At 71.4% G+C, this 14,623-nt stretch carries 14 protein-coding genes; 5 read left to right on the top strand and 9 right to left on the bottom strand.

The features are described 5' to 3' along the window. The first annotated feature begins 75 nt into the window (after positions 1-75). Both ACH4ZX_RS22240 and ACH4ZX_RS22235 read left to right on the top strand, forming a co-directional pair. On the top strand, positions 76-852 hold the full coding sequence (locus ACH4ZX_RS22240) for an IclR family transcriptional regulator (RefSeq protein ID WP_398275321.1): 777 nt from the start codon (positions 76-78) through the stop codon (positions 850-852). A 3-nt stretch (positions 853-855) separates the two neighbouring features. Next, positions 856-1,326, top strand: a complete 471-nt coding sequence (locus tag ACH4ZX_RS22235; protein WP_398275318.1) for a GNAT family N-acetyltransferase — start codon at positions 856-858, stop codon at positions 1,324-1,326. A 54-nt stretch (positions 1,327-1,380) separates the two neighbouring features. On the opposite strand, the gene ACH4ZX_RS22230 is transcribed toward ACH4ZX_RS22235, so the two are convergent. After that, entirely contained in the window at positions 1,381-2,832 is a 1,452-nt protein-coding gene (locus ACH4ZX_RS22230; protein ID WP_398275315.1) for an NCS2 family permease, read from the bottom strand. 226 nt (positions 2,833-3,058) lie between these two features. On the opposite strand from ACH4ZX_RS22230, the gene ACH4ZX_RS22225 reads away from it, so the two are divergent. The 3 genes from ACH4ZX_RS22225 (at position 3,059) to ACH4ZX_RS22215 (ending at position 5,377) form a co-directional block, all read left to right on the top strand. After that, positions 3,059-3,625 (top strand): SigE family RNA polymerase sigma factor, encoded by a 567-nt coding sequence (locus ACH4ZX_RS22225; protein ID WP_360753005.1) that lies wholly within the window; start codon positions 3,059-3,061, stop codon positions 3,623-3,625. Continuing rightward, positions 3,622-4,464, top strand: coding sequence for a hypothetical protein (locus tag ACH4ZX_RS22220; protein WP_398275312.1), 843 nt, complete (start codon positions 3,622-3,624; stop codon positions 4,462-4,464). Before ACH4ZX_RS22225 ends, ACH4ZX_RS22220 begins: the two co-directional genes overlap by 4 nt. A gap of 82 nt (positions 4,465-4,546) precedes the next feature. Continuing rightward, a complete protein-coding gene (locus ACH4ZX_RS22215; protein ID WP_398275309.1) occupies positions 4,547-5,377 on the top strand; it encodes a pectate lyase in 831 nt (276 codons plus the stop codon). Between the two features lie 150 nt (positions 5,378-5,527). Here ACH4ZX_RS22215 and ACH4ZX_RS22210 read toward each other — a convergent pair whose 3' ends face one another. The 8 genes from ACH4ZX_RS22210 to ACH4ZX_RS22175 form a co-directional block, all read right to left on the bottom strand. Continuing rightward, positions 5,528-6,682 carry a right-handed parallel beta-helix repeat-containing protein gene (locus ACH4ZX_RS22210; RefSeq protein WP_398275306.1) on the bottom strand — a complete coding sequence of 385 codons (1,155 nt, stop codon included), beginning with the start codon at positions 6,680-6,682 and terminating at the stop codon, positions 5,528-5,530. A 157-nt stretch (positions 6,683-6,839) separates the two neighbouring features. Next, a complete protein-coding gene (locus ACH4ZX_RS22205) occupies positions 6,840-7,637 on the bottom strand; it encodes an HAD family acid phosphatase (protein WP_398275303.1) in 798 nt (265 codons plus the stop codon). Positions 7,638-7,757: 120 nt separating this feature from the next. Next, positions 7,758-8,870: a chondroitinase-B domain-containing protein gene (locus tag ACH4ZX_RS22200; RefSeq protein ID WP_398275300.1), complete on the bottom strand. Its 1,113-nt coding sequence runs from the start codon at positions 8,868-8,870 to the stop codon at positions 7,758-7,760. A gap of 64 nt (positions 8,871-8,934) precedes the next feature. Further along, on the bottom strand, positions 8,935-10,092 hold the full coding sequence (locus ACH4ZX_RS22195; RefSeq protein ID WP_398275297.1) for a dienelactone hydrolase family protein: 1,158 nt from the start codon (positions 10,090-10,092) through the stop codon (positions 8,935-8,937). Next, positions 10,079-11,161 carry a pectinesterase family protein gene (locus tag ACH4ZX_RS22190; protein ID WP_398275294.1) on the bottom strand — a complete coding sequence of 361 codons (1,083 nt, stop codon included), beginning with the start codon at positions 11,159-11,161 and terminating at the stop codon, positions 10,079-10,081. The genes ACH4ZX_RS22195 and ACH4ZX_RS22190 overlap by 14 nt, the downstream gene beginning before the upstream one ends. Position 11,162: 1 nt before the next feature. Continuing rightward, positions 11,163-12,302 carry a pectinesterase family protein gene (locus ACH4ZX_RS22185; protein ID WP_398275291.1) on the bottom strand — a complete coding sequence of 380 codons (1,140 nt, stop codon included), beginning with the start codon at positions 12,300-12,302 and terminating at the stop codon, positions 11,163-11,165. 62 nt (positions 12,303-12,364) lie between these two features. Continuing rightward, positions 12,365-13,699 (bottom strand): polysaccharide lyase family 1 protein, encoded by a 1,335-nt coding sequence (locus ACH4ZX_RS22180; protein ID WP_398275288.1) that lies wholly within the window; start codon positions 13,697-13,699, stop codon positions 12,365-12,367. Then, on the bottom strand, positions 13,696-14,505 hold the full coding sequence (locus tag ACH4ZX_RS22175) for a rhamnogalacturonan acetylesterase (RefSeq protein WP_398275285.1): 810 nt from the start codon (positions 14,503-14,505) through the stop codon (positions 13,696-13,698). Before ACH4ZX_RS22175 ends, ACH4ZX_RS22180 begins: the two co-directional genes overlap by 4 nt. Positions 14,506-14,623 lie beyond the last annotated feature (118 nt).

Here is a 14,623-nt window from a genome sequence, read left to right as displayed (position 1 = left end):
AACGGTGTCTCTGATGATGAATGGCTGTTGGAGACTATAGCTTCACAGTTCCGTCCGACGAAGGGGTAGAGGGCGATGGCGGCAGGCGAGACAGGCGGCGGCGGATCGCAGGTCAAGTCCGCGGTGCGGACCGTTGAATTGCTCGAGTACTTCGCCGGCCGCCCCGGCATGCACTCCCTCGCCTCGGTCCAGGAGGCCGTCGGCTACCCCAAGTCCAGCCTGTACATGCTGCTGCGCACGCTCGTGGAGCTGGGCTGGGTGGAGACGGACGCGACGGGCACGCGGTACGGGATCGGGGTGCGGGCGCTGCTCGTCGGCACGTCGTACATCGACGGCGACGAGGTGGTCGCGGTGGCCCGGCCGACGCTGGACCGGCTGTCGGACGACACCACGGAGACCATCCACCTCGCCCGCCTGGACGGCACCAACGTCGTCTACCTCGCCACCCGCCAGTCGCAGCACTACCTGCGCCCCTTCACCCGGGTCGGCCGCCGGCTGCCCGCCCACTCCACCTCCCTCGGCAAGGCGCTGCTGAGCACGTACACCGACGAGCAGGTCCGCAAGCTGCTCCCGGAGACGCTGCCCGCCCTCACCGAGCACACCATCACGGACCGCGAGCAGCTCATCGAGGAGCTGCACCAGGTCCGCGAGCAGGGCTTCGCGGTGGACCGCGAGGAGAACACGCTGGGGCTGCGCTGCTTCGGCGTGGCGATCCCGTACCGCACCCCGGCCCGGGACGCGATCAGCTGCTCGGTGCCGGTGGCGCGGCTGACCCCCGCGCACGAACAGATGGTGAAGGACGCGCTGTTCGACGCGCGCGACCGGCTGACCCTGGCGACCCGGAGGCTTTGAGGGATGGACGTCGTACTGCGCGAGGTGCACGACAGCGACCTGCCGGTGTTCTTCCGGCAGATGAACGACCCGGAGGCGCTGCGCATGGCGGCCTTCACCGCGAAGGACCCCGCCGACCGGGCCGCGTTCGACGACCGGTGGCGGCGGATCCGGGCCTCGGACGCCGTCACCCGGACCATCCTGGCCGACGGTGACGTGGTGGGCAGCGCGGCGGTGTACGGGGAGCCGGGCGAGCGCGAGGTGACGTACTGGGTGGACCGGGCCTACTGGGGGCGGGGCGTGGCCACGGCGGCGCTGCGCGCACTGCTGGCCGAGGTGCCGGAGCGCCCGCTGTACGCCCGCGCGGCGGCGGACAACACCGGCTCGCGGCGGGTGCTGGAGAAGTGCGGCTTCCGCGAGACGGCCCGGGCGACCGGGTACGCGCCGGCCCGCGGCGAGGAGATCGACGAGGTCGTGCTGAACCTGCCGGGGTGAGCACCGCCCGGCCCGCGCCGGCCCCGGCGTTCGCGGACGCCGGGGCGGCGGGCGTCACTTCACGCCGAGGATCTGCTCCACCGGGTCGATCGCGAAGTACACCAGGAACAGCGCCGAGACGCCCCACAGCAGCGGGTGCACCTCCCTGGCCTTGCCGAGGACCGACTTGATGACGACGTAGGCGAGGAAGCCCGCTCCGATGCCGTCCGTGATCGAGTACGTGAACGGCATCGCGGCGATGGTGAGGAACGCCGGGATGGCGATCTCGTACCTGTCCCACTCGATGTGCTTGACGTGGGTCATCATCAGGAAGCCCACCGCGATCAGGGCGGGCGCCGCCGCCTGCAGCGGGACGATGGTCAGCAGCGGGGTGAGGAACAGCGCCAGCCCGAACAGGCCGCCGGTGACCAGGTTGGCCAGCCCGGTGCGCGCGCCCTCGCCGACCCCGGCCGCCGACTCGATGTAGGCGGTGTTGGAGGAGGCCGAGCCCATGCCGCCGGCGACCGCGGCGGCGCCGTCGATGAACAGCACGCGGCCGATCCCGGGCACCTGACCCCGGTCGTCGAGCAGTCCGGCCTCGGCGCTGATGCCGACGATGGTGCCCATGGCGTCGAAGAAGTCCGACAGGACCAGGGTGAAGACCAGCAGGACGGCGGTGAGGACGCCGGCCTCCGCGAAGCCGCCGAACAGGCTGAAGTGGCCGACGAGTCCGAAGTCGGGGGCGTCCACGATCCGGTCCGGAACCTTGGGCGTGGTCAGGCCCCAGCTCTTGATGTCGGCGACGGCGTCGATGACGATCGCGACGACCGTCATGGTGACGATGCTGATCAGGATCGCGCCCTTCACCTTGCGGGCGAGCAGCGCGATGGTGAGCAGCACGCCGACGCAGAACACCAGCACCGGCCAGCCGGTGAGCCGGCCGACCGCGCCCAGCTGCACCGGCACGGTCGTGTTCGCGGCGTCCGGGATGCGGCTGACGAACCCGGCGTCGACGAAGCCGATGAAGGCGATGAACAGGCCGATGCCGACGCCGATGGCCTGCTTGAGCTGCTGCGGGATGGCGTTCATGATGGCCTCGCGCAGGCCGGTGAGCACCAGCACGCAGATCAGCACGCCCTCCAGGACCACCAGGCCCATCGCGTCGTCCCAGCTCATCAGCGGGGCCAGCTGGAAGGCGACGACGGCGTTGAGGCCGAGCCCGGCGGCGATGGCGAGCGGGAGGTTGCCGCCGACGCCCATGATCACCGTCATCACGCAGGCCACCAGGGCGGTGGCGGTGACGAGTTGGCCGGTGTCGAGCGAGTGGCCGAACTTGTCCTTGGCGCTGCCCAGGATGATGGGATTCAGGACAAGGATGTAGGCCATGGTGAAGAACGTGGCGAAGCCGCCGCGTATCTCCCTGCCGAAGGTGGACCCCCGTTCGGAGATCTTGAAGAACCGGTCCAGGCCGTTCGCCGGGGGTGGCGCGGCGTCGGACCGGTCGGCCGCCTTCTGGGTCTCGGACATGCGGGTGCTCCCTGCCTGCTGGTGATCGATGCGGATGCTGGCTGGATTGTTCCCGCGGTGAGGCGGTTTCAGGTTTTCACCGTGTTACGGAATCAGCCGGTCCGTCAGACTCTGTTCGAAGGCGCGTACGAGCGCCATGATCAGCCGCTGCTACGCTTCCGGATCCCGCCGGGCCTTCCCCGGATCCACACACGTCTTTCGCAGGACACGCGCAGAGAGGTCGCCCGTGGGCACTGTCGTCGACGACGCAGCCTCGGTGGAGTTCCATGCCTTCTTCGAACGGCACTACGCCGAACTCGCCCGTCTCGCCCACCTGCTGACCGGCGAGGCGGACGCCGCCGACGACCTGGCGGCGGACGCGCTGCTCGCGCTGTGGCACCGCTGGGACCGGGTCCGCGAGGCCGACCACCCGGTGGCCTACGCCCGCGGGGTGGTCGCCAACCTGGCGCGCACCCGCATCCGCAGCGCCGTCCGCGAACGCCGACGGATCTCCCTGTTCTGGTCGCAGCGCGAGGAGAAGACGGAGAACCCCGACGTCGCGGGCGTGGTCGACGTGCAGGAGGCCCTGCGCAGGCTGCCGTTCCGCAAACGGGCGTGCGTGGTGCTGCGGCACGCGTTCGACCTGTCGGAGAAGGACACCGCTCTCGCCCTGGGAGTGTCCGTGGGTACCGTGAAGAGCCAGACGTCCAAAGGCATGGCCGAACTGCAGAAGCTGCTCGGCTCCCGGGGCGATCCACAGAAGGTGCACGCGGCGATGGTGCGCGGCGGCGAGAGCGGAGGACGGACCCGATGAGGCAGCAGGACGTGCACGTGGAGCTGCGCGCCCGGCTGCACGAGGCGGCCGAGGCGCACCAGCCGGACCGGGCCCGCATCCTGGCCCGCGTCGAGCGGGGCATGAGCGAACACGGCCGCACCGGCCACCGGGCGGTCCGGCCGCCGGTGTGGAGCTGGGCGCGCGTGGTGGGCGCCACCGCCGCGGTCGCGGGCATGCTCGCGGTCGGCGGCTACGCGGTGGCGTCCGCCGTGAAGGACGACACGCCCGCGCCGCAGACGGTCGCCGTCTCGCCGACCCCGACCCCGTCGCCCGACGCGACGAGCCGCGCGCCGCTGCCGCCCGTGGACCCGACGCCGAGCGGGGCACCGCCGTCCCGCACGCCGAGCGCGTCCCCCTCCGGCAGGCCCTCCGCGTCCGCCTCCGCGCTGCCGTCCGCCGGCACCGAGTCGGACGGCCCGCTGTGGTCCGACGGCTCGGTGGACCCGCACAGCAACGACTTCTGGGCGCAGAGCGATGTCACCCTGAAGACCACCCGGGAACTGACCGCGCTCACCGTGCAGTTGAAGGTCGCACAGACCGGCGGGGTGTCCTCGGCGGGCGCCTGGCGGTCCCTGCCGGAGCAGGACTTCACCCTCACCGTCGACGAGCGGGGCGGCTTCCTCGTCTACACCTGGGTGCTCAAGGAGGGCCGTACGGTCCCCAAGGGCGAGTGGGTGTTCGCCGGGCAGTACGACCACGCGCGCGGCGGCCGGGACGCCAAGGACGACGGCTACACGATCCGGGGCACGGCCGACGGCCGGCAGCGCACGGTGGGCGGCGGTTTCGCGGCCCACACGGACGGCGAGGGCGACTCGTAGAAAAATCTTCCCGACGCGGCAACCCTTTCCGTGCGGGCGGCGACCAGGAAGCGCAAGGTCCCCCTCTCACGCAAGGATTGGCATGACTGCACGAGCAGAACAGCGCGTCCGCCACCGCCGCCGGGTCACCAGGCGGCGGGCCGTGATCAGCGGTGCCGCCGCGTTCGGCATCACCGGCGCGGCGATCGTCACCACGACGCTGCTGTCCTCCGCCGGCGCCGCGACCGCCTGGCCGACGGCCACCGGCAGCAAGGCCGTGTCCTCGACGATCGAGGTGTCGGGCACGTACGACGGCGCGCTGAAGAAGTTCTACGGTTCCGGCGCTCTCGGCACCTCCGGCCAGGACGAGGACCAGGGACCGATCTTCGAGCTCGCCGACGGCGCCACGCTGAAGAACGTCATCATCGGCACCCCCGCCGCGGACGGCGTCCACTGCCTGGGCAGCTGCACGCTGCAGAACGTGTGGTGGCTGGACGTCGGCGAGGACGCGGCCTCCTTCAAGGGCAAGTCGTCCTCGGCCGTCTACAAGGTGACCGGCGGCGGCGCGAAGAACGCCGACGACAAGGTGCTGCAGTTCAACGGCGCGGGCAAGCTGACCGTGACCGGCTTCCAGGTGGAGAACTTCGGCAAGCTGGTGCGCTCCTGCGGCAACTGCAAGACGCAGTACAAGCGGACCGTCGTGCTCAGCGACATCGACGTCACCGCGCCCGGCGAGGCGATCGTCGGCGTCAACTCCAACTACGGCGACACCGCCACGCTGTCGAAGATCCGCATCCACGGCGACAGCAGGAAGAAGATCAAGACCTGCGTCCGCTTCAAGGGCAACAACACCGGCAAGGAGCCGGCCGAGCTCGGCACCGGCGCGGACGGGACGACGTGCAAGTTCTCGTCGTCCGACATCACATACGACTGATCGGGGACAACCACACGCCCGTTTCGGACGTCTCTTCCAGTGTGGTGCCGCATGGACCTGCCGGCCTGAGCCCCCCTCGGCCGGCGGAAGGAACGCCCCGCCGGTGACGACCGGCGGGGCGTTCGCCTGTCGGCGCCCGGCCGCGGGCGGTCAGTCCATGGTCGCGCCGATCGTGGCGGACCCGGTCGTCAGGAAGGCGGTCGCCGGCAGTGACCCGTCCGATGCCCGGGCGCCGTAGGCGGTCGTCGCGTCCGTCGACCTGAACGACAAGGTGGCCACCCCGCTGTCCCAGTTGTTCGCCGCGGACGCCGTCGACGGGCCCAGCTTCGCCGGGCCGCCCTTGTCGCCCACCGCCAGGTTCCGGGCGAGCCGCGCCCTGCCCGTGGCGAACCAGAAGCCGGCCTCGGCGTTGGCGTAGGCGGTGTTGCGGTTCAGCGCGATCGCGCCGGTGTTGGAGTTCTCGGTGAAGCCGTTGCCGGTGTTGTCCCAGGCCGCGTCGTCGTTGACGAGGTGCGCGACCGCGACGCCCCCGCCGCCCAGCTTGAAACCGTTGCCGTTGCCCTCGAAGGCGGAGTCGTTCCAGCGGTTCCCGCCGTTGCCGAAGGCCCAGGAGTGCTCGACGGTGACCGGCGAGGAGAACTGCCAGAGGTCGAGCCCGTCGTCGGAGTTGTCGAACAGACGGGCGCCGGTGATCCTGTTGCCGGTGCCCGAGCCGAACTTGACGGCGATGCCGTCGGCGTTCCGACCGTGGCCGCCGACGTCGTAGTTGCCGTGACTGTCCAGGTTCCGCACGAGGTTGTCCACGGTGCCGTCCCCGCGCAGGGTGAACCCGGAGTCGCCGTTGTTCGCGGTGACGAGGTTGTCGAAGATCCCGCCGGTGGAGGAGGTGACGACGAAGCCCTGGGCCGGGGAGTTCTGGAAGGTGAGGTTCCGCACGGTCCAGTAGCTGCCGTGGACGGCGGCGAGCCAGGACCCGTCGGGCAGCCTGGAGCCGTCGATCTTCACCTTCTCGCCGCCGTACGCCTTCAGCGTGATCCGGTGCGCCGCGGTGCCGCCGGCCGTGGACCTGAGGGTGGCCGTCGGGTGGTACGTGCCGGCGCGCACCTGGATGACGGTGCCGGCGGCCGCGTTCCTGACGGCCGACTCCAACTGGGCGGTGGTGGACACGGTGACCGTCCTGGTGGCGGCCTGGGCGCCGCCGCCCGACAGGCCGAGGTGGACGCCGCCGGCTCCCGCGGCGAGGGCCACCGTCGCCGCGATCGAGAGGGTGCGCGTCCTGCGGTGGCGTCCGGTGCTGTGACGCACTGGGCGCTCCTTTCCTTGGGGGAGGTTACGCGTCCCAGTCGCCGCCGTGGCCGCGGGAGGTTGCCGGGGCCGTCCGGAAACGCACGGCGGGGCCGGTCCGCACCGGTTCGTCCACCGGTGCGGACCGGCCCCGCTCCACGAGGACCGGCCGGAGCCGTCAGCTGACGAAGTACGTGGGGTTCGGCAGCTTGTACGTCCTGTCGGCGTAGCCGCCGTCGAGGTCGGAGTACTGGTCGCCGAAGTTGGCGATGATCTCGTACCCGAGGTCGTCCTCGATGTGCTTGCGGGTGCCGGACTTGTACTGGACCGTCGTGCAGGTCCAGGTGCCCGGGGTGGCGCAGGCGCTCAGGTAGGACGGCGGGTTGGCCTTGTCCTTGAGGAACACGTGCGCGGTGTCGAGGTTCACGTCCGCGCCGACCTTCTTCAGGTTCTCGACGGCGGCGGAGCGCTGGGCCTCGCTCAGACCCGAGTTGTAGAAGACCTCGACGCCCTTGGCCTCGGCGTACTGGACCAGCTCGGGGCTGCCGAAGACGGCCGGGCGGTCGGCCCGGTTGACGTAGTCGGCCCACGAGGCGGAGTTGTAGGTGTAGTTGTAGCGCTTCTCGTAGTCGAGGCTGAGCAGCAGCGTGTCGTCGATGTCGAAGACGACCGCGGGCTTCTCGTGCTGGTGGCGGGCCTTGCGGGCGGCCTGGTCGATGTACTTCCGGGCGGCCGCGTCGATGCGCGCCAGGTCCTCGGCGTACGGGCTGTCCGCGGACGCCTGGTAGACGCCGTTCGCGTCGAGCGTGGTGCCGTAGTAGGTGTCGATGTCCTTCACCAGGAGCCCGATGTTGTAGGGCTCGTGCGTGGAGTTGGCCGTGGACTGGCCGGCGGTGGCCGCGCCGGCGCCGTAGAGGGCGGCGCCGGTCAGGGCGCACGCCGCGGCGACGGCCGCGATACGCAGTGGCTTATGCATGACAGGTTTTCTACGCGCGTCACCACGGTGGGCGCGAGACCCGTTGCCCGATCGAGACTCTTCCACGGGCAAAAAACGGGTCAAGCGCCCCGGACGGCGTCCTTCCGGTGGGCGGCGGGATCAGTTCATGGTCGCGCCGATGGTGGTGCTGCCCGTGGTGAGGAAGGTGGTGACGGGCAACGAGCCGTCCGACTGGCGGGAGTTGTACGTCGTCGAGGCGTCGGTCGACCTGAACGCCGGGGTGGCGGTCCCGGAGTCCCAGTTGTTGCCGGCCGAGACCACCGAGGAGCCCTTGCCGACCAGGCCGCTGCCGTTGCTCACGGCGAGGTTCTTGCCGAGCCGGGCCGAGCTCGTCGCGAAGTAGTAGCCCCACTTGCCGTTGGCGTAGGCGGTGGTGCGGTTGATGACGATGGCGCCGGTGTTGGAGTTCTCGGTGAAGCCGTTGCCGGTGTTGCCCCAGGCGGCGGAGTTGTTGACGACGTGGGCGACCGTGACGCCGTTGCCGCCCAGCTTGTAGCCGTTGCCGTTGCCCTGGAAGGCGGAGTCGCCCCAGCGGTTGACGCCGTTGCCGAAGGACCAGGTGTGCTCGATGGTGACGGGCGAGGAGAAGGACCAGAGGTCGATGCCGTCGTCCGAGTTGTTGTAGAGGCGGGCGCCGGTGACCAGGTTGCCGGTGCCGGAGCCGAACTTGATGGCTACCCCGTCGGCGTTCTGGCCGTGGGTGGCGGCGTCGTAGTTGCCGTAACTGTCGAGGTTCTTCACGGTGTTGTTCACCGTGCCGTCGCCGGTGAGGGTGAAGCCGGAGTCGCCGCCGTTGATGGTCTTGATGTTGTTCCAGTTGGTGCCGGTGCAGGACTGGCAGACGACCGCGCTGTCCGGGGAGTTCTGGAAGGTGATGTTGGAGACGTTCCAGTAGTCGGCGGTCAGCTTGAAGATCCAGGAGCCGGAGGGGAGAGACGACCCGTCGATCTTCACGGTCTCCGAGCCGTACGCGGTCAGCGTGACGGGCGCGGAGGAGGTGCCGTTGGCGGTGGACTGCAGGGTGGCCGTCGGGTAGTAGGTGCCGCCGCGGACCTGGATGACCGTGCCGGCGGTGGCGTTCTTGATGGCGTTGGACAGGTCGGTGGAGTTGCTGACGACGACGGTGGCCGCCTGCGCCTGGGTGGGCAGGGCGGCGAGCGAGGCGCCCAGCGCCAGGGCGGACAGGGCGGTGAGAGCGGTACGACGGGACATGGAGTGCGGGTCCTTTCGTCGTGCGGGGACGGTGGGGGGAGAGCAGAGGACGATCACCGGGCGGTCACAGGACGCGGTCCAGCCAGGCGAAGACCTCGTCCTGCATGCGGTCGACGAAGACATGGCCGAGGTCGGGCCAGGTCTTCAGGTGCAACCGCTCCTCGGCGTGGCGGGAACGCCAGACGGTGCGCAGCCTGTCGTGGGCGGCGCGGACGCCGTCGGCGGGGAACAGCGGGTCCAGCCCGCCGTCGAAGAACAGCATCGGCCTGGGTGCGGCGATGCTCGCCACGTCGGGGAAGTCGAGGAACCGGGGAAGCCCGGGGTGCAGCATGTAGTAGGAGGACTGCCCGCGCAGGGTGTTGTTGCCGGGGACCATCATCTCCTTCAGCCCGGTCATCCAGCAGACGGCGGCCGCGGCGGCGACGTCGTCGCTGAGCACGGCGGTCTGCCAGGCACGGAAGGCGCCCATGGAGAATCCGACGGCCGCGGTCCGCCGCCGGTCCACCCGCTCCAGGCTCGCGAGGAAGCCGGCGGCGCGGGCGTCCTCGCGGGCCATGAGACCGGCCAGCGAGGAGCCGAGGTTGAAGAAGTTGCTCGCCAGCGCCTGCTGCTGGTCGTAGCCGAGCGGTCCGCGGTCGCCCCAGCCGAGGGCGTCGGCGACGAGCACGACGTAGCCGCGCCGGGCCAGCTCGTCGCCGACGAACCGGCCGCTGAAGTACTTGTCGGCCCACCCCTGCGCGGACGCGAGCCGGGTGTCGTCGTACCAGGGCCGGACCAGTTTCTCCTTGCCGATGTCGAACTTCGCCCCGTGGTCGTGCAGCAGCAGGACGGCCGGGAAGGGGCCGGCGCCGTGCGGGGTGAGCAGGAGGGCGCGGACGCGCTCGTAGCGGGTGAGGGAGAGGGTGACCGACTCCCCGGTGTACCCGTCGCCCTCGCGGCGGTCGGCGAACCGCGGGTCGTACGGGGTGTGTTCGTCCCGGCCGACGATCAGCAGTTCCTCGACCTTGGCGCGGGCGGCGCGGCGCCAGGCGCGGAAGTCGCGGACCGGTGAGGTGCCCCAGGCGAGCGGGAAGGTCAGTTCCCGCGTCAGCAGGGGGTGGAAGTCGGGCAGCGACCCGTCCGTGACGGCCGCCCGCGCCGGTCCGCCGGCCCCCGCCGCGAGCAGCGCCGCGCCCGTGCCGGTGACGAACGCCCGCCGCCCCAGCGCGTCATGGCCGGTCATACGGCCTCCAGTCGCCGAGGTACGTCCGCCGGGTGTGCCCGGCGGCCTCCTCGCCGGTCAGCTGCGGCCGGTTCTCCGGCACGGAGACCACCGCGCCCGGACCGGAGTTGGCGTACTCGCGAAAGCGCATGGACTGCCAGGGGTAGGCGTCGCGCATGTTGGTGTACGGGGCGACGGCGTCGATCCCCGGCCCCAGCCAGGTGTCCCGCACGACCAGCGAGGGCCGGGCGGTGGTCTCGTACGACGGCACCCACGGCCGGGCGATCTTGTACGCGCCGTCCTCCGCGCCGGAGGTCACCCGCCCGCGCACGGCCAGGAAGCCGTGCGGATTGGCGCGGGCGGTGGAGGGGGCGAAGACCATGCCCTTGGGGACGAAGTCCACGTCCCGCCGGAGCGTGTGGAAGCGGCACTCCTCGAACACCGCCGTCGCCCGGCCGAAGACGAAGTCGACGTCCCCCTCGATGTGGCAGCGGCGGAAGTACATCCGGTCGAAGGCGTCGAGCGCGGTCGTGTCGGCGAAGAGGGTGTCCTGGTGGGCGAGCAGGCGGACGTTGTCGAAGTGGGTGCGGTCACCGGTGACGTACGCGGCGACGGCCTGCGTGCCGGTGATGTCGGGGTGGTCGGCGCGCAGCCAGTCGTTGGCCAGGGTGAGGTCGCGGACGGTCAGTCCGGCCGCCGCGGAGGTGAAGGTGGCGGAGCCGGCGGTGCCGTAGGTGGTGCCGTCGGGTTTCTTGGTGCCGTTGGCGCGGTCGAAGACGACGACCGTGTCGCGCGGGTCGCGAGTGGCGCCGCGGATCGTCAGCCCGGCCTTGTCGGCGGGGACCTGGACGACCTCGCGATAGGTCCCCGGGTGCACGACGATCGTCCGGTCCGGTCCGTCCACCGCGTCCACGGCCGCCTGCAGCGAGTCGCCGGGGCGGACGTGCAGGACACGGCGGTCACCGGTGAGGGCGGGACCGGCGGCGAGGGCGGGACCGGCGGCGAGGGCGGGACCGGCGGCGAGGGCGGGACCGGCGGCGAGGGAGGCCGGCACGCCGGCCAGGGCCGCCAGCAGAGTGCGGCGGCGCACGTCAGCAGCCCTCCCGCCACGGCGTCCAGTCGCCGAGGTAAGCCGCGCGGGTCGCCGACTCGGCTTGTTCGTCGGTGAGTTGAGGACGGGCGGCGGGGTCGGTGATCTCGGCGCCGGGGCCGGTGTTGCGGTACTCGGCGAACCGCTGGTTCTGCCACGGGTAGGCGTCCGACATGTTGGTGTAGGGCGCGACCGCGTCGATGCCGGCGCCGAGGAAGGTGTCCCGGACGGTGAGCATCGGGTGGGCGGTGGGGTCGGAGCCGGGCACCCAGGGGCGGGCCAGCTTGTAGAAGCCGTCCGGGGCCTCGCTGCTCACACGGCCCCGGGTCACCAGGTAGCCGCGCGGGTTGGCGGCCGCCGTGGAGGGCGCGAAGACGAAGCCGTACGGGGCGGCGGCCAGGTCGGTGCGGTTCAGGGTGCGGAAGTGGCAGTGGTCGTAGACGGCGGTGGCCCGGCCGAAGACGAAGTCGACGTCGCCCTCGACGTAGCAGTGCGCGTAGTACTGGCGGGCGAAGGCGGTGAGGGCCATGGAGTCGGCGTACAGGGTGTCCTGGTGGCCGAGGAACCGGCAGTGCGAGAAAGCGCTGCGGTCGCCCTGCACCTTGACGGCCACCGCCTGGGTGCCGGTGATGTCCGGGTGGTCGGCGCGCAGCCAGTCGTTGGCGAAGGTGATCCAGCGGGCGGTGAAGCCGTCCGCCTGGAGGGTCGTGGTGGCCGAGCCGGTGGTGCCGTAGGTGCCGCCGCCGGGCTTGGGCGTGCCGCCCGCGCGGTCGAAGACGATCACGACGTCGCGGGGGTCCTCGGAGGCGCCGATCCAGGTGGCCTCGGTGCGGGTGGCGTCGAGCACGACGGTCTCGCGGTAGGTGCCGGGCGCGATGACCAGCGTCCGGCCGCTGCCGGTGGCGGCGGTCACCGCGGCCTGGACGGAGGTGAAGTCGCCGCGGCCGTACGGGTCGACGTACAGGGTCAGGGGCGTCAGACGGCGGTCCGGCGCACCGTAGCGGCCGAACGGGCGGGTGCCGCCCGCGGCCCGCGCGGGGACCGACGCGAGACCGAGCGCGGCGGCCGCCCCGGCGCCCGCGGCGAGGAAACGCCTTCTGGACGGCATGGACAGCGGGAGACGGACATGGGGCGAGGGCATGCGGGTGCTCCTTCGCGGTGCGGCTCAGGGGGGAGGGGCGGGCCGGGGCCGGATGCGGCGGGTCAGCCGAGACGGCCGGCGCCCGCGCAGTGGTCGACGATGCCCGGGACCGCCTTCGGCGGGTCGATCCTGGTGCGCAGGGTCGGCGTCCAGCCGGCGCCGGACTGGAGGGTCTCGGCGGGGATCTCGGCGTTGTGGACGGCGATCAGGTCGGTGAGCGTGCCGTTGACGTAGTTGTCGGCGGCGGTGACCGGCGCCTCCTTCCACTTCTTCAGCACCTTGGCGGCGCTGACCCCGGCGGGCAGCGTGAAGGCGTTGTGCTCGGCGACGAGCTGGGACTCCATGCCGATGCCGTAGCTGTAGGAGTAGTCGTCGCCCCCGACGAAGTGGTTGTTGTAGGAGTCGACCTGGCCGAAGCGGACCCGGGGGGCGCGCTCGACGAGGTTCGAGAACAGGTTGTGGTGGAGGGTGACCTTCAGGTGGCCGCGGTCGACGGCGGCCGTGGCGGCGCTGTCGCTGTTGCCGATCAGGATCGTCTTGTCGTGGTCGGCGAAGACGTTCCAGGAGGCGGTCACGTAGTCGGCGCCCTTGACGATGTCGAGTTCGCCGTCGTGCTGTTCGAAGATCCGGCCGTAGTAGTACGGCAGGGTGCTGTCGGGGTGCTCGCCGTCGGTGAAGGTGTTGTGGTCCATCCACACGTGCGTGGAGCCGTAGACCACCGCGCTGTCGTACTCGGAGTTCCAGTTGCCGTCGGCGGTGTCGGTCGGGTCCCACTGCGGGAAGCAGTCGAGGGGGCTCTCGAAGGTGAGGTTGCGGACGATGACGTTGTCGACGCCCTTGATCTGCAGGCTGGCGCCCTTGAAGCCGGCGTCCTTGCCGAGGCCGATGATCGTGGTGTTCGCGGGCATGTTCGCCTTGATGTAGGCGTCCTGGTTGGCGGCGGAGGCGCGGCGCAGGCCCTCGGGGCTGTCGTCGGGCTCGGCGTCCAGGTTCTTGGCGCGGCCCCAGACGGCGGGGTCGTAGGTCTTCAGGTAGGTGTCGAAGTCGTAGCCGGGCGCCGCGAAGGTGGCGCAGTCCGGGCCGTCGGCGTCGATCGTCCCCTTCACCTTGATGATCTTCGGTGCGGTGCCGCCGTCGGCGAGGGCCGCCTTGAAGGCGTCCCAGGTGGTGACGGTGTGGACGTGGGCGGCGTCGGCGGCCGCGCCGCCGGTGGTGCCGGTGCCGTAGGCGGCCCAGCCGTCACCCGCGCCCAGCGTCTGCCGGGCGACGTCCCGGGACTGGGCCTGGGCGGCGGACGTGCCGGTGACGGCGAGCACGAGGGCGGTGCAGCCCACCAGCGCTGTTATGGCACGTCCATGACATTTCTGTGTACGCACTGTGCGGCTCTCCTTGCTCATGCGACCGAGGCGTCCGTCGCCTCGGGCCAGGTGATCCAGGACGGGGGGATGTCGTCGTCCAGCCGGACGACGTCCCGCGGCGCGAGCACCCGCGTGCGCAGCAGCTCCCGCGCCACGAGGCGCGCCACGGCGATCGCGCCCGGCGGGTTGAAGTGCGTGTTGTCCTGCTCGGTCGCGGTCCAGTTGAAGTAGGTCTTGGTCGCCTCGACACCGAGTTCCTGCCACAGCGCGAGCGACAGGGCCTGGACGTCGAGCAGCGGCACGCTCTCCCGCGCGGCGAGCGCGCGCATCGCCGCCGGATAGTCGCCGTGGGTCGGCACGGCGTTGCCGTCCGCGTCGAACCTGCGGCGCTCGACCGGGGTGGCGAGCACGGGCCGGGCCCCGCGGGCACGGGCGCCGTCCAGGTACCGGCGCAGGTAGTCCTGGTACGTGGTCCACGGCTCGGTGTGGCGGGTGGGGTCGGCCGCCTTCTCGTCGTTGTGCGCGAACTGGACGAGGAGGAGGTCACCGGGCCGGATCGCCGAGAGGATCGCGTCCAGCCGGCCCTCGTCGACGAAGCTCTTGGAACTGCGCCCGTTCACCGCGTGGTTGGCGACCGGGAGGTCCTTGCGCAGGAAGAACGGCAGCGCCATGCCCCACCCGGTCTCGGGGGCGGCGTCGGCGTACTTCTGCGCCGCGGTGGAGTCACCGGCGATGTACAGGGTGCGGGTGGCGCGGCCGGCCGCCCGTGCGGTTCCGTTCGCCGCCAGGGCGAGGGGAACGGCGGCCAGGGCGACCGCGGTGATCTGTCTGCGGGTAAGGGACACGGGGTGCCTTTCGGACAGAGGTGCCTTTCGGACGGGGGTGAGTCGACCGACCGGGGCACGGGGAACCACGCGACCGGCCGAAGCCGGACCCGCGGTCCCCCGCCCGCCGGGACCACCA

Origin of the sequence: Streptomyces sp. NPDC020490 (assembly GCF_044335305.1) — a bacterium.
Classification (GTDB): domain Bacteria; phylum Actinomycetota; class Actinomycetes; order Streptomycetales; family Streptomycetaceae; genus Streptomyces.
This window is presented reverse-complemented; position numbering and strand designations above follow the sequence as displayed.

What these genes read in the sequence shown, in the direction of transcription:
- ACH4ZX_RS22240 (WP_398275321.1), top strand. Translation starts at nt 76, where the DNA reads ATGGCGGCAGGCGAGACAGGCGGCGGCGGATCGCAGGTCAAGTCCGCG.
- ACH4ZX_RS22235 (WP_398275318.1), top strand. Translation starts at nt 856, where the DNA reads ATGGACGTCGTACTGCGCGAGGTGCACGACAGCGACCTGCCGGTGTTC.
- ACH4ZX_RS22200 (WP_398275300.1), bottom strand. Translation starts at nt 8,870, where the DNA reads ATGTCCCGTCGTACCGCTCTCACCGCCCTGTCCGCCCTGGCGCTGGGC.
- ACH4ZX_RS22195 (WP_398275297.1), bottom strand. Translation starts at nt 10,092, where the DNA reads ATGACCGGCCATGACGCGCTGGGGCGGCGGGCGTTCGTCACCGGCACG.
- ACH4ZX_RS22205 (WP_398275303.1), bottom strand. Translation starts at nt 7,637, where the DNA reads ATGCATAAGCCACTGCGTATCGCGGCCGTCGCCGCGGCGTGCGCCCTG.
- ACH4ZX_RS22230 (WP_398275315.1), bottom strand. Translation starts at nt 2,832, where the DNA reads ATGTCCGAGACCCAGAAGGCGGCCGACCGGTCCGACGCCGCGCCACCC.
- ACH4ZX_RS22220 (WP_398275312.1), top strand. Translation starts at nt 3,622, where the DNA reads ATGAGGCAGCAGGACGTGCACGTGGAGCTGCGCGCCCGGCTGCACGAG.
- ACH4ZX_RS22180 (WP_398275288.1), bottom strand. Translation starts at nt 13,699, where the DNA reads ATGAGCAAGGAGAGCCGCACAGTGCGTACACAGAAATGTCATGGACGT.
- ACH4ZX_RS22185 (WP_398275291.1), bottom strand. Translation starts at nt 12,302, where the DNA reads ATGCCCTCGCCCCATGTCCGTCTCCCGCTGTCCATGCCGTCCAGAAGG.
- ACH4ZX_RS22215 (WP_398275309.1), top strand. Translation starts at nt 4,547, where the DNA reads ATGACTGCACGAGCAGAACAGCGCGTCCGCCACCGCCGCCGGGTCACC.